Source organism: Alsobacter sp. SYSU BS001988 (assembly GCF_054796215.1).
Genome location: NZ_JBTAMK010000011.1, coordinates 103,851 through 119,310, shown reverse-complemented (window position 1 = coordinate 119,310; position 15,460 = coordinate 103,851). Strand labels below are relative to the sequence as shown.

7 protein-coding genes are annotated in these 15,460 nt (G+C 66.4%); 4 read left to right on the top strand and 3 right to left on the bottom strand.

Going from position 1 to position 15,460, the window contains the following annotated elements; translation table 11 throughout:
* Positions 1-154: 154 nt before the first annotated feature.
* The 3 genes from ACYVO7_RS18555 to ACYVO7_RS18545 form a co-directional block, all read right to left on the bottom strand.
* Positions 155-1,753, bottom strand: coding sequence for a hypothetical protein (locus ACYVO7_RS18555; RefSeq protein ID WP_460451300.1), 1,599 nt, complete (start codon positions 1,751-1,753; stop codon positions 155-157).
* 4 nt (positions 1,754-1,757) lie between these two features.
* Complete coding sequence (locus ACYVO7_RS18550; protein ID WP_460451326.1) at positions 1,758-2,072, bottom strand: helix-turn-helix domain-containing protein; 315 nt, start codon at positions 2,070-2,072, stop codon at positions 1,758-1,760.
* 116 nt (positions 2,073-2,188) lie between these two features.
* Positions 2,189-2,773 (bottom strand): DUF4214 domain-containing protein, encoded by a 585-nt coding sequence (locus ACYVO7_RS18545; RefSeq protein ID WP_460451299.1) that lies wholly within the window; start codon positions 2,771-2,773, stop codon positions 2,189-2,191.
* A 462-nt stretch (positions 2,774-3,235) separates the two neighbouring features.
* Here ACYVO7_RS18545 and ACYVO7_RS18540 point away from each other — a divergent pair, with 462 nt between their 5' ends.
* The 4 genes from ACYVO7_RS18540 (at position 3,236) to ACYVO7_RS18525 (ending at position 15,324) form a co-directional block, all read left to right on the top strand.
* A complete protein-coding gene (locus ACYVO7_RS18540; RefSeq protein WP_460451298.1) occupies positions 3,236-6,130 on the top strand; it encodes a DUF4214 domain-containing protein in 2,895 nt (964 codons plus the stop codon).
* A 1,072-nt stretch (positions 6,131-7,202) separates the two neighbouring features.
* Positions 7,203-7,403 carry a hypothetical protein gene (locus ACYVO7_RS18535; RefSeq protein ID WP_460451297.1) on the top strand — a complete coding sequence of 67 codons (201 nt, stop codon included), beginning with the start codon at positions 7,203-7,205 and terminating at the stop codon, positions 7,401-7,403.
* A gap of 82 nt (positions 7,404-7,485) precedes the next feature.
* Positions 7,486-7,848: a hypothetical protein gene (locus tag ACYVO7_RS18530; RefSeq protein ID WP_460451296.1), complete on the top strand. Its 363-nt coding sequence runs from the start codon at positions 7,486-7,488 to the stop codon at positions 7,846-7,848.
* Positions 7,849-8,127: 279 nt separating this feature from the next.
* A complete protein-coding gene (locus tag ACYVO7_RS18525; RefSeq protein WP_460451295.1) occupies positions 8,128-15,324 on the top strand; it encodes a Calx-beta domain-containing protein in 7,197 nt (2,398 codons plus the stop codon).
* The last annotated feature ends 136 nt before the right edge of the window (positions 15,325-15,460 follow it).

The following is a 15,460-nucleotide window of genomic DNA, read 5'->3' as shown; positions in this document are numbered from 1 at the left end:
GGCGTCCGCTCGGGCTCGGATTTCGATGGGCCATTCTGGGGTGCGGGCTGGCCGGCCACAGGCGCGCCGATCACGCCGCCTGACCCATTTGGCTGCAAGCCGCTCTCGGGGCTGACAGCTTTCGCCACCGCTGCTGCGGCGTGGCCCGGATAGATTAAGTCAGGACGGAATCCGGGATGGATCCGACAATGGCGATGCTGGAGCCGTTGCCGAGTTCCCAGGTGTAAATCTCCCGGGCTGATCCCGCGAGTTGATGGGAGTCAAACAGGATGAAATCCTTCTCCGTCTTGATCACTTCAAAGTCCGGACGCTCGTGAATGAACCAATCGAGGGCGCTCTTCAGCACAGCGACATTCTGCACCGACCCGTGGATCACATCGGCCTTCGCAGGTTCCAGACTGGCGGGCTTGCCGGCCTCCGACGGGGTCTGCAGCGGCTCCACGGCAAGACCGACCAGCTTGCGGATCGCCAGCGCCTCGCTTGGAGAGACCGCGTCCAGCGCGGCCTTCAGGGCGGTCGCCCCAATCATCTTGTCGAGAAGATCGGCTGCGATCGGCTTCGCGCCATCGGCGGCGGCCGAACCGGTGCGCTCGGCGGCCGGCTCCGCTTCGCTGGCCGGATGCGGGCTCGTCGCGGGCGCGGCGGCGCTGACTGCGGGCGCGCTGGCGCCTGCGGGCGCGCTGGCGCCCGCCGAACCGCTTGTCGGCCGGCTAGCGGCGCCGCTCGGGTGAGGCGTGTCCGCCGGCGTCTGCGGCTCGAAATGCCGATAACCCAGAATGGGACTTATGGCGCTGGCGAGGCCCGCATCCTGGGTCAATGCGGGTTCGGGATCCGCTGCGGCCGCCATATGCGCGTCTGAGGCGGTGGACACGGGGTGGAGAACTGGCGGCGGCGCCTCGCGGGAGAGATAGACCTGCGACGTTGTGGGAGCGACATCGGACAAAGCGAGTTCTGTCCCGCCCAGTTGCGCCGGCGTGAGCCCGCCATGGTCGTTGGCCAATTCAATCGCCGACCCGTCATGCGGCCCCGCCAGCAAGCCGGACACGGAACTCGCCGCAGTTGGCCCGGCGGCATGATCTGACGGCAGCACAAACAGCGGCCTCAGCGCGTCTGACACACCGGCAGGTCGCGTGTCCATGGCCACGGCCATCGCGATGGCCATCAGATAGAGAGCCGATTGCCGCTGTTCGATCAACGGCGCATGGCGCTCGTCACGATCATCGGTCGATCCGGCCGGCGAAGGCGCGTGTTCCAGCCCGTGCCCGGCGCCGTCGACGGCCGCGGAGTGCGAGGCGTCCGAGGCGTGCCCCGCTCCTGCGTCTCCCGTCTCGCCCGCCAGGGCGTCCGTATTGAAGCTCTTGAACAGGAAGGTCATCACCAGCGCCACGAGCAGCGCCGAGGGATGAATGCGCAGCTTGCCGTCAGTCGCCTGCGGCATCACCACGGGATGCGCCGCGATGAGCTGCTCAATGATGGCCCGAAAATCACGCCCGGCGATGACGCCGTCGACGACCGGACTCGCCACGACATAGCGCCCGTCATAGCGGGCGAGATGGATGATGACGTCGCCTGTCTCTTCGCGGCAGAAGACGAACCAGGGGTCGCCCTCGTCGGTGACGCCGCGGTCGGTTTCGACCTGCACGCCGGCCCGGCCCAGCACCGCCTCGACCCGATAGAACTCCGCGAGCTCCTGATTCGACCAATCAACCCGAGAGGGGCCGGGCCGGAGGAAAGGCAGGACGCTCAGCGCCATCGAATCAGGACCCCGCTACGGCATGCTCGTCGAAGAGTATCTCGTAAGTGATCGGATCGTAAAACGGCAAAAGAGAGACGACGAAGTCGCGCGGATCCATGCCGAGAGCCCGGGCCCAGGCGCGATAGCGATCCGGCGGGATGCGGCCGCGGCCTGTCTCCAGCTGCGAGATGAAGGTGTAGTACTCGGTGCCGACGGCTTCCGCCAGCTGGCGCTGCGAGAGACCGGCGCGTTCGCGCTGCTCCTTCAGCCATCGGCCAGCCTCGCGCCGAAGCTCCAAGGTGTCCGACGCCAAACGCCGCTGTGGATTTCCGTACATCACGCGCTCCTGTGCAATCCTCTTCTAAGACAGTTTCCGACGGGTTTCAAGTTTGCTGTCACCCCCGGTTCCGCCGAAAGCAAGGCGGCCGAGTGAAGCTTGCGCTATGGGGTTGGTCAGGATGCGCCGGTCCGCAGACCACCTCGCCCAAACAACGACCCTGCCGGGCGCGGCTGGCCAGCAACGCACGCTTCCAAATAGTCCGTCACGTGGGGCTCGCTGCGGGCGGTGAACTCGTCGGACTGGGCCAAAAAGTGCAAGACTTCCCAGCGCTCCCGGCCGGAGCCCACCCAATAGGCGAGACCGACATCTTCGGGCGCACGGGCGAGCACCCGCGCATACAGGGCCCGCACGAAGGGACCATTCACACCCCTATCGTCGCCGTACAGGGCGACAAATTCGCTGGAGGCCGCGAACAGCTTGGTGAGCCGCACAAGCGTGAACGCGCCAGACGCGATGATGGACGCCCAATAGGCCACCACGGCGGCTTCGGGGACACGCCCGAACGAGGCTTCGTAGACCCGGATCACGGGCAGGACGAAATCCGCCGTGTAGGGCGCGTCAATGAGGGCCCGCTGGACTTGCGGCAGGGTCAGAGCGCCCGATTGGACCTGTGCGGCGTAGGATCGCGCCTCCGCCTGGGGCGGTTCCCTGAGCTGGATCCCGCGATAGTAGGTCTCGATGCTAGCGAGAACGGACATGCGTCTCCCAAAACCATGGATCGTTTGGTCCGATCAGGTCCAGCCGGAGAGGAGCTCTGAAACCGCCCGCCGGATCAGTCCGGCGACTCCTATCGAGCCTCGTCGAGCGAAGCAAGCCTTGCGGACTGAGCCGGCCTCGAGCTCCCCCTAGTCGCCGCTTGATCCGCGCCGACGCCACGCAAGCAGCTGGCCCGATCGCGCCAGCGTGCGGCCGAAGCGGGGCCGACTAGCGCAGGCGCAACTGCGGCAGTGTCACGGCGGTCCCCCGTTCAATTTCAGCACGGTCCGGTAATCCCGTTCATTAACGGATGACAACACTGATGATACTTCAAGCGATCTGCCGACACGGGACCTAGTGAAATTAACGAAACGATAACTCTTTCGTTTACAGCGATAGATGGCATTTGACATAAACGCCACCAATGGATGGGCCTATTTGGCCCTCGTTGGAGACCGAAGGTCATGGCGTCCGCCTCGCAAATTGAGTCCTGTTTCACCTCCGTCCTTGGCCGAGCGCCCACTCCGGCCGAGAGCGCGTTCTGGGTCGCGATCCAGGGTGGCGGCTTCCTTGACGATGGCGGCGTGGCGTTAGCGATCGCGGCGTCCGAGGAAGCTTCAGGCATTCCCTCCGAGGTGCTGCGGCTCTATGAGGCGGCCTTCGGGCGCAAGCCCGACGTGGCCGGGTTCAACGCCTGGACCTTGGCGCTGCGCGACGGAGCCAACCTGCACGACATCGCCCAAGGCTTCGTCAGCTCCCAAGAGTTCAAGGATCATTACGGCGCTGGCGCCGCCTTCGATCGCGCCGCCTTCATCACCGCGCTCTATCGCCATGTGCTCGACCGCGAGCCTGACGCGGCCGGCCTGCAAGCCTGGACAAAGTCCGGGATGTCGCCCGCCGACCTGCTGATCGGCTTTTCGCAGTCGCCGGAATTCATCAGCCGCGCCGCGCCGGAGGCGCTGGAGTTCTTCTTGCTCGCCGCCAAGGGCGCGGAGGATCACGTCGGCTCGATCTTCAGCGACCTCCCGCAGCAAGCCGGACAATCCGACGGAGTGCCGGACCTGCCCGCCGCCCTCCAGCAGCTCTACCGGGAGATCTTGCAGCGCGACCCGACCGCGGCGGAGCTGGCTTTGCGCGCCGAACAGCTCGGGCGTGGCGGCTTCACCTTTGAGCAGATCAGCGACATCATTGGAGCTTCGGGCGAGGCCAGCGGCAATCCCTCCGCCGTGGTCCGGCTTTACGAGTCCGTGTTCGGCCACAAGCCCGACGTCACCGGGTTCGACGTCTGGACCGACAAGCTGGCGGCCGGCGCCGGCCTGCACGACATCGCTCGGTTTTTCGTGACCTCGCAGGAGTTCAAGGACCACTACGGCGTCGGCTCGGATTTCAACCTGACCGATTTCGTCACGCAGTTGTATCGCCATGTGCTCGACCGCGAGCCCGACGCCGCCGGCCTGCAAGCCTGGACGCAGTCGGGCCTTGGCACGGCCGATCTGGTCGTCAGCTTCTCGCAATCGCAAGAATTCATCACGCGCGCCGCGCCAGCCATGTTGAAGTTCTTCAATATGATCGCCGACGGGAAGGAAAATTATCTGGGCTCGATTTTTGGCAAGCCGCTCACCGCGGCCGGCCAGAACGACGGCGGCGACGCCGACGCCAATCCCGGCGACGCGGGCGGCGATGCGCCCGCACCCAACAGCGCTCCAACCGCCATCATGGTGACCCCCGAGAAGGCGTCGGTGGCGGAGAATGCGGATCTGATTGGGGGCGTGAAGGTCGCCGACCTGTCCTTCACGGATCCGGACGCCGTCCCCGCAGGGACCTATAGCTTAACTGGCGCCGACGCAGCCGCGTTCGAAGTGCGAGGACACGGGCTGTACTTCGTCGGCCCATCGCCGAATTACGAAGCGAAAAACGCTTATGACGTGAGGGTGGCTGTCATCGACCCCAGCGTCATCGGCTCCACGCCAGTCAGCACAGCGTTCCATCTGGACGTCACCGACGTCAATGAGGCCCCGACAGCGCTCAGCATCACGGCCACGAACGTGAACGAGACTGCGGCTGGGGCCAAAGTCGCCGGCTTCGCGATCAGCGACCCTGATTTGGGGCCGGGTCCGTTCACGAGCTACACCTATCAGGTCCTGGCCGACGACGGCTCGGTGGACGGCCGCTTCGTGGTCGATCCAGCCGCCAAGAGCATCCAGCTCGCGTCTGGCGTGGCGCTTGATTATGAGCAGCCTGGCGATCTGAGCCTGCGCCTCAAGGCGACCAATGTGGCCGATCCCGGCCAGACGATCACGCAGGCCTTCACCATCGCGCTGAAAGACGTGAATGAGGCGCCGACGGCGCTCACCATCACCGCCAGCGTGGTTGACGAGAACACCGCTGGAGCCAAGCTCGCCGATTTCGTGATGACCGATCCAGACGGCGCTGGTCCGTTCACGACCTACACCTATCAGGTCCTGGCCGATGATGGCTTGGCAGACGGGCGCTTTGTGATCGACGCAGCCTCCAACTCCATCCGGCTCGCGCCCGGCGCGGCGCTCAATTTCGAGCAGCCTAGCGACTTAAGCCTCCGCCTCAAGGCGACCAATGTGGCGGATCCGAGCCAGACGATCACGCATGACTTCACGGTGGCGCTGAACGACGTCAACGAGGCGCCCACGGGGCTGACCGTGGCCCCGCTATCCATTCTGGAGAATGTGAACGGCGGTCCCGTGGGGTCGTTTGCGCTGGCTGATCCGGATTGGATCGCCTCGGGCTTTGCATCCTACACCTATCAGGTGCTGGCCGATGATGGATCGGTCGACAATCGATTCGTCGTCGACGGCGGCGCCCGCTTGATCAAGCTGGCCGCTGGGCAGTCCCTCGACTACGAAAACCCCGGCGATTTGAGCCTGCGTCTGCAAGCGACGAATACGCAGAACGGAGCGCATGTGCTCACGACCGATTTCGCCATCGACCTGAAGAACGTGCTGGATCTCACCACGACGACCGTCGCTTTCCCGTCAAAGCTGTCGGGGAGCTTCGATTTCACTGCGCCGAGCAACGCCAGCAACGCCGTGCTGGTGATCACTGCGCGAGGCGATTTCGACAACTACTCCAACGGCCAAAATCAAGAGCAGGAATACGCCACCATCACCATCGATGGGACAGGCGGCGGCGCTCGCTACGGCAACCCGGCGGGCGAGCAGACGACGCGCGACAAGTTCGGCGCCAATGACGTGCTGTGGTCGAAGACCTTCTCCAGCTTGCCGCAACTGGCCGATGGCGACATCCACGTCCTCGTCACGTCGTCGTCCGACGTCGCCGTGGTCGGGACGTCGTTCCTGAAGGCGGAGTTCAGCTATTATAGCTGACGACGCGTGCTCGCCCCCCATCCGCCGCCGTCGTGTTGGCCGCTTCGCGCCGCTGGGCGGCATGGGTCCTACGAGAGCCCGGCCTCGCCATTGCGTGCCGGTCGTCGGGCGTCGGGTCGGGCCGCCGCTCGAGACTCGGGCGGCGTCGTTTGCGCGGGCGAGTTCGCGCAGCATCGGGCCACCTGCGGGATCATTGGCCAGGACAGCGCGGCGTGCGCCAGCCTTCCCGCCTGGCCGCCACACGTCTGGCCAGGCGGCGCCGGGGCGCGCACCGGATCAGGCGCTCAATGCGATCGGCCCGGCCCGCGACAACGCCTCGCCTCCTGCGCCGCCAGCCGGTAAGCTGCGGCGCGCATCGCGATGATCGACGCATAGGCGCTCACGCTCCGTTTGGGCCCGCGCGTCGCCCTGCTCCTCCGACGGCTGACGGCTTGCCTCGCGTGGGAGAGAGTCCCCTCCCCCTTCTTTCCCTTTCCCTTTCCACCCTCCTCCGCCGCCCCTGGGCCCCCAGGGCCGTCCCGCAGGCGCCGGCCCGCTCCGCCACGGCCCGCCGCCTTGACCCGCCCCGCAACCGGCGTGGCCGACGCCGGCGGGCCAGAGCGGCGCAGAGTCCGCCAGTCAGGGTCGACGCCGCGGCCCCCCTTTGAGCTTTGGCGGCGTCGGGGCGTAGCCTCTCGCCGTTCGACATCCGGGACTGGCTCGATCCCGTCCTTCGCTGGCGCGTGTGAGCGGCGTCACAGGCGGCCGGCCGTTTGGTGCTATGATCAAGTTGGTTAACCTGCACAGATCCGCCGGACGGCGGCCTGAGACGGCCGCGCCCGCCGGCTGGTCGTCCGAGCGCCTTGATCTCGCCAACATAAGTGTTTGTTTCTACAAGACTAATCCACGGATTAGATCCAGGACTATGTCATGGGAACTAGTGGATAAAAGTTGACTGACAGCAAACTCCATTGTTAACTGTTTATAAATCAAGCTGTAGTTGGGGCCGATTTCGTAGCAATGAGGATGAGATGTCACCAATCTTGACGGTGATCTGCTCGACGTTAACTCACCCGTTTCTATGGGGGTTGAAATGAAGAAGATCCCTGAGAGCGAAAAACGACAGGACCCGCTGTTCTATTCTCCCTTCTTCTCCGAGCGCGCGAGGCGACATCATCACGACGGACTCTATCAGCCCTATTTCGGCCCCCGGCCGCCATTGGCGCTGAACGAGGACGCCGGCTCCGCCTCGTCGGAAGTCCGGCCGAAAGACCCCTCGTCGAGCATCGCCTAGCCGGCGACGCCCAACCCTCCACGTCGCCCCTCGCGGGGCGCCGATCACTCCGCCAGCGCAACACTGCGTTCGGGAGGTCCATATGAGTTTGCAATTCGAGCGCAGGCCCGCCAAGGGCAGGCTGGCGCGCGGCCTGGCGTCAGAGCCGCAGGAAACCTTCACCTATGTGTATGCGGGGGCCATCGAGTTCGGCCACTATTTCCGCGTCAGCACGAGCCGCGGCGTCGCCTGGCGATGGGAGGCGGTGTTCCCTGTGTTCTGCGACACCGCCGGCGAGATGCGCACCGAGGAGGAGGTCCGGGAGATCTTCCGGCGCCTCTATGACGACATGCTCCGGCTGGCGGGATTGCGGGAGCGTCGGCGCCAGCCCCGCCGACGCAGCCCCGCAGCCCGCCGGCCGGACGCCGAGGCTGCGGCCCTGGCCAACGCCTCGGCCCCGGCCTGATCGGCCGGGGTGCCTCCCTTCGCGGGCGGGCCTGACACGCCGCCCCCGCCAAGACGACTGCCAAGACGGCCTGCCCACCACGCGCCGGAGCTTTTCCGGCGCGGGGCCGCCTTTGCGCATTCTTTCCATCAATCCGGCATTAATCAACCGTGCAAAATTTAGATTAAATCCGACGGAACTCTTTCGTTCCAGGCCGTGTTTCTTGCTCGCTTGTTCGGAGCGCTACGCCATTTCAGAACAACGTTTCGCATACGCATCGCGTCATCCAGGAGTAGCGTCATGACGTCGGCATCCGAGATCACCCTTTACTACCAGGCCATTCTGGGCCGTGCGCCGACGAGCGCGGAACAGCGGCTCTGGGCCTCCCTGCAGGCCGGCGGAGCCATCGACTCCAAAGGAATCGTGCTGGCGCTGGCGGCCTCCACCGAGGCCAGCGAGGCGCCGGCCGAGGTGGCGCGGCTCTATGAGGCCGCGTTCGGGCGCAAGCCGGACGCGGGCGGGCTTAACAGCTGGGACGACGCGCTGCGCAAGGGCGCCAGCCTGCACGACATCGCGCAGGGCTTCGTCGCTTCGGCCGAGTTCCGCGACCATTACGGCGTTGGCGCGAGTTTCGACCGCGCGGGCTTTGTAACGTCGCTGTATCACAACGTGCTCAACCGCGAGCCGGACGCGGCGGGCCTGAAGTTCTGGACCCAATCCAGCACGGCCCCGGCGGACCTGCTGGTGGCGTTCTCGCAGTCGCCCGAATTCGTGTCGCGCGCCGCCCCGGAGGTGCTGGAGTTCTTCCTGCGCGCGGCGACCGGCGCCGAGGATTATCGCGGCTCGATTTTCACCGATGCGCCGCTGCCGCCAGGCGCGGGCGGGGTGGGCAACATCGGGGCCGCCATCACCGAGCTCTATCACGAGATCCTGCAGCGCGACCCGACGCCGGCCGAGCTGGCGCTGCGCTCGGCCCAGCTCTCCAAAGGCGGCTTCACGCTCGACGACATCACGACGGTGATCGGCGCCTCCTCGGAGGCGCAGGGCGGGCCCTCGACGGTGATCCGGCTCTACGAGGCCGTGTTCGGCCGCAAGCCCGACGCCGCCGGACTGGATGTTTGGACTGACGCGCTGCGCGGCGGCGCCAGCCTGCACGATATCGCCCAGGGCTTCGCCAATTCGGCCGAGTTCCGCGACCGCTACGGCGTGGGCTCAAGCTTTGACGTCAACGCCTTCGTGACCGAGCTTTACCATAACGTGCTCAACCGCGCCCCGGACGCGGCTGGCCTGCAGTTCTGGACCCATTCCGGGCTGTCGGTTCCGGACCTCGTAGCGTCGTTCTCGCAGTCGGCGGAGTTCGTGGACCGCGCCGCGCCGAACATTCTCAGCTTCTTCCACCACATTGCGGCGGGGACCGAGACCTATACAGGATCGTTGTTCGGTAGCGCCCCAGCGGTCGTGCCCGGCGGCACCGGCGGTGGCGGTGGAGCTGGTGGTGGCGGTGGTGGCGGCGGTGGTGGCCCCGTCGTGCCCGGCCCGCCGACTTACTCCATCGCCGGGGCGCAGACCACCGTCGAGGGCGGGACCCTGTCCTTCACGGTGACGCGCGACGCCTCCACGACCGCCGAGACGGTGAGCTACAGCCTGGATGGCACGGCGACGTCGGGAAAAGACTACACCGCCCCCGCCGGCACGGTCAGCTTCGCCGCCGGCGAGCTCACGAAGACCATCACCATCGACACCCTGACGGACTCTTTGGTCGAGGGCCCGGAGAGCGTCATCCTGACGCTGACGAAAGCCAGCGCCGGCGGGACGATCAGCGCCACAGCCGCCAGCGCCACCGGGACGATCACCGACCCCGCGGCCATTCCGACCTATTCGATCGCCGGGGCGCAGACCGCCGTCGAGGGCGGGAAGCTGTCCTTCACGGTGACGCGCGACGCCTCGGGCACCGCCGAGACGGTGAGCTACAGCCTGGATGGTACGGCGACGTCGGGAAAAGACTACACCGCCCCCGCCGGCACGGTCAGCTTCGCCGCCGGGGAACTTACGAAGACCATCACCATCGACACGCTGACGGACTCTTTGGTCGAGGGCCCGGAGAGCGTCATCCTGACGCTGACGAAAGCCAGCGCCGGCGGGACGATCAGCGCCACAGCCGCCAGCGCCACCGGGACGATCACCGACCCCGCGGCCATTCCGACCTATTCGATCGCCGGGGCGCAGACCGCCGTCGAGGGCGGGACCCTGTCCTTCACGGTGACGCGCGACGCCTCGGGCACGGCCGAGACGGTGAGCTACAGCCTGGATGGCACGGCGACGTCGGGAAAAGACTACACCGCCCCCGCCGGCACGGTCAGCTTCGCCGCCGGGGAACTTACGAAGACCATCACCCTCGACACGCTGACGGACAATCTGGTCGAAAGCCCGGAGAGCGTCATCCTGACGCTGACGGATGCCAGCGCCGGCGGGACGATCAGCGCCACCGCCGCCAGCGCCACCGGGACGATCACCGACCCCGCGGCCATTCCGACCTATTCGATCGCCGGGGCGCAGACCGCCGTCGAGGGCGGGACCCTGTCCTTCACGGTGACGCGCGACGCCTCCACGACCGCCGAGACGGTGAGCTACAGCCTGGATGGCACGGCGACGTCGGGAAAAGACTACACCGCCCCCGCCGGCACGGTCAGCTTCGCCGCCGGGGAACTTACGAAGACCATCACCATCGACACCCTGACGGACTCTTTGGTCGAGGGCCCGGAGAGCGTCATCCTGACGCTGACGAATGCCAGCGCCGGCGGGACGATCAGCGCCACCGCCGCCAGCGCCACCGGCACCATCACCGACCCTGCGGCGGTCCCGACCTATGCGGTTACGGGCGCGCCGGCCACCACCGAGGGCGGGACCCTGTCCTTCACGGTGACGCGCGACGCCTCCACGACCGCCGAGACGGTGAGCTACAGCCTGGATGGCACGGCGACGTCGGGAAAAGACTACACCGCCCCCGCCGGCACGGTCAGCTTCGCCGCCGGCGAGCTCACGAAAACCATCACCATCGACACCCTGACGGACTCTTTGGTCGAGGGCCCGGAGAGCGTCATCCTGACGCTGACGAAAGCCAGCGCCGGCGGGACGATCAGCGCCACAGCCGCCAGCGCCACCGGGACGATCACCGACCCCGCGGCCATTCCGACCTATTCGATCGCCGGGGCGCAGACCGCCGTCGAGGGCGGGAAACTGTCCTTCACGGTGACGCGCGACGCCTCGGGCACCGCCGAGACGGTGAGCTACAGCCTGGATGGTACGGCGACGTCGGGAAAAGACTACACCGCCCCCGCCGGCACGGTCAGCTTCGCCGCCGGGGAGCTTACGAAGACCATCACCCTCGACACGCTGACGGACAATCTGGTCGAAAGCCCGGAGAGCGTCATCCTGACGCTGACGAATGCCAGCGCCGGCGGGACGATCAGCGCCACCGCCGCCAGCGCCACCGGCACGATCACCGACCCTGCGGCGGTCCCGACCTATGCGGTTACGGGCGCGCCGGCCACCACCGAGGGCGGGACCCTGTCCTTCACGGTGACGCGCGACGCCTCGGGCACGGCCGAGACGGTGAGCTACAGCCTGGATGGCACGGCGACGTCGGGAAAAGACTACACCGCCCCCGCCGGCACGGTCAGCTTCGCCGCCGGGGAACTTACGAAGACCATCACCCTCGACACGCTGACGGACAATCTGGTCGAAAGCCCGGAGAGCGTCATCCTGACGCTGACGAATGCCAGCGCCGGCGGGACGATCAACGCCACCGCCGCCAGCGCCACTGGGACGATCACCGATCCTGTCGGGGCGGTCTATTCGGTCGCGGGGACGCCATCGGCAGCCGAGGGCGGGACGCTGTCCTTCACGGTGACGCGCGACCTCTCCGCCTCGGCCGAGACGGTGACCTACAGCCTAGGCGGCTTGGCGACGGCCGGCGCCGACTACACCGCACCGAGCGGCTCGGTGAGTTTCGCGGCGGGCGAGGCGTCAAAGACGGTCAGCATCTCGACGCTGACGGACGGTCTGACAGAGGGGCCGGAAAGCGTCATCCTGACCCTGATGGCGGCCAACGCCGGCGGCACGATCAGCGCCGCCAATATGAGCGCGACCGGGACGATCACCGACACGTTTGCGACCGTCAGCGGCGTGACGCTGAACGGAAGCCTCGCCGACTGGACCCAGGCCGACCGGCTGGACACCTTCGGCGGCGGCGCGGCGGGTTACGAGTTTTACGGCAAGTCGGCCGGCGGGAATTACGTCTTCGCCCTGAAGGGGCCGGCGGCTATCGGCCCCAACACGACCTTGTGGCTCAACACCGACGAGCAGGCGGCGACGGGCTACAAGATCTTCGGCGCCAATGGCGGCGCCGAATACAACATCAATTTCGACGCTGCGGGCGCGCCGCATCTCTACACGGGCGGCGCCGGCGAGACGCTGGTTCCCAACGCCGTGGTCTCCTACGGCTTCAGCGCGGACAAGCAGACCGTCGAGTTCGCGGTCGCATGGAACCAGGTCTCCGACCCCAATGGGGTCGCCCAGGTGCTGGCCGACGTCAATGACGCGATCTTCTTGCCGGCCAATTACGGCACGGGCGGCTACACGGTGTCGCCCGTCACGACGATCGGCGCGGTGACGCTGGACGGGGCGCTGACCGACTGGACGGCGAAGGACCGGCTCGAGACGGCGGCCAACAGCGTGGCGGGCGTCGAGGTCTATGGCCGCTACGAGGGCGACAGCTACATCGTGGCGTTGAAATCGGGCGCGGCGATCGGCGCCGGCACCACGGCCTGGCTGAACACGGACCGCAACGCGGCGACGGGCTACCAGATCTTCGGGAATTCGGGCGGGGCGGAATACAACGTCAATTTCGGCGCCGATGGCTCGGTCAATCTTTACAAGGACGGGGCTGGGCAGACGCTGGTGGCGACCGGGCTGGCGCATGGCTATTCGGCCGACCACACCACGGTGGAGTTCGCCATCCCGAAATCCGACTTGGCGGGCGCGCCCTCCTCGGTCGACTTCCTGTTCGACCTCAACGATAAGACCTTCCTGCCGACGACCTACACGTCGCCGCCTTACACGATCACCGACCCGGCCTCGCTGCCGCCGCCGGTGACCCATGCGCTGAAGGTCGGCATCGTCTATTCCGACACCAGCGCGGCCAAATATTTCAGCCCAACGGCTTATTCGGACCTGTTCATGGCGGCGCAGAACCAGGCCGCCATGGCGGGGGTGCCGTTCGACCTCTTGTCAGAGGCCGACCTGAAGAACGCCGATACGCTCAAGACCTATTCGGCGCTGGTGTTCCCCTCCTTCCAGAACGTCAAGGCGGCGGATTACGCCGTGATCACGTCGGCGCTGACGACGGCCGTGCAATCGGGCGTGGGCCTGATCACCGCCAACAACTTCATGAGCAATGACGAGAATGGCGCGGCGTTGGCCGCGTCCAGCGCCAATATGAACAACCTGCTCGGCGTCACGCCGGTCGGCTATGACAGCGTCACCACCGACACCGTGAGGGCGGCGGACGGCGCCGGCCCCGTCATCGGCTATGCCGCCAACGAACTGATCCAGACCTACTCGGCCAACACGGCCGGCAAGGTCGGGACGGCCTATTACGCGCCGGTGGATCCGAGCAAGGCCCAGATTGTGGCCACGCAGAGCGTCGTGGGCCATACCGCCGCGACGCTGCCCGACGGGACCTACAACGCCATCCTGGCCACCCAGACTTCGGCGACGGGCGCCAAAAACGTGGTGTTTTCGACCGAGTCGATCCTGGCCGATCACAACCTCCTGTCGAACGCCATTGACTATGTGGTGCAACAGCAAAGGGCCGGCGCGCCCGAACTCAGCCTGCATATAAGCCGCAGCAGCTCGATCCTGGCGACCCGCGTCGACATGGACCAGGCGCAGGAGGCCGCCGACGTCAACCCGCCCAACAACGCCCCCGGGATCTACGACGCCTTCGTGCCCTTGATGCAGCAATGGAAGCAGGCTTACAACTTCAATGGCTCCTATTACTTCGACATCGGCGCCAATCCGAATCAGGGCGAGTTCACTGACTGGACGGTGTCGCTGCCTTACTATCGGGCGCTGATGGCGCTCGGCGGCGAAATCGGCAGCCACACCATCACCCATCCGGAAGACACCAACCTCCTGACCGCGGCCCAGATCGCCAGCGAGTTCCAGGGCTCAAAGACGCAAATCGAGAGCCATCTGGGAAGCATAATCACCGGCGTGGCGGTGCCGGGCGCGCCTGAGACGCTGGCCACCGACCATCTCATTTTCGCCAACTCGACCTATAACTACCTCACCGGCCGCTATACCGGGATCGGCGCCGACTATCCGAGCGCGTTTGGTTATCTCACGACCGCGGCGACCGATCGTCAGCACGTCTATCTCGCGCCCAACATGAAGTCCGATTTCAGCCTGGTGGAAGCTGCGCCGGAATTTGGCGGCGGCCTCAGCCCGGCGCAGGCCTTGACCGAGTGGAAAGCGGAATATGACGCGTTGCGCCTCCATTCCGACCTGCCGGTGGTGCTTTGGACCTGGCATGATTACGGCGCCGCGCTGTGGCCGACGAACGCCCCGAAGCCGTCGCCCTACACCCAGGCGATGTATACCGATTTCGTCGCCTATGCGGCGCAGAACGGCTCGGAATTCGTCACCGTCGCGGATCTCGCCGCTCGCGTCGCCAGCTCCGAACAGGCCAGCCTTGACTACGCCTATGATGCGGCAAACGGCGTCCTCACCGCGACTGCTTCGCCGGGTGGCGGCGATCTGGGCAAGTTCGCGCTGGACCTCAACCCGGGCCAGCAAATCGCCAGCGTGACCGGATGGTACGCCTATGACAATGATAGCGTGTTCCTGCCGACCAGCGGCGGCAGCTACGAGATCCACCTGCTGACTGGCGGCGCCGCGGCAAACGTCACGCATATCACCGCGCTGCCGGCCCGGGCTGAACTCGCCAGCGTCACGGGAGACGGGACGAATTTGCAATTCGCCGTCACCGGAGACGGGACAGTCAGCATCGATCTGGCGGATGTCGCCGGCAAACATGTCGCCGTGACCGGCGCCAACATCGTCGCCCAGAATGGCGAGCAGTTGACTTTGGGGCTGGCGGGCCTTGGGCAGCACAGCGTCTCAGTGACGCTCGTGGCCGGCGCCGCGCCGAGCACGGCCGCGGTCGCCGCGACCACAGCAGCGCCCGACAGCTTCGTTTTCAACTCGACCATCGGCAAGACCGTCATCAGCGGCTTTGAACCCGGATCGCTGCCGACCCACGACACGCTCGACTTCGCCACGTCCTTGTTCGCTGACGCAAACGCCGTCTTGGCGGCTGCGACCCAGGTTGGCAACGATGTCGTGATCAGCCATGGCGCAGACGAGAGCATCACGCTGAGCGGCGTGCTCAAGAGCGCGCTCGTTTCGGCCGACTTCATGTTCCACAGCGGCTGAAGGCCCGCCCCTCTTCGAAACGCCAGGGCCCGCTCGCACGAGCGGGCCCTTTTTTTCGTCTGGCGCCGAGGAGCCTCGGACATGAAAAGGCCGCCCGGCTGGGAGAGCCGGGCGGCCAATGTCTCTAATTTGTTCG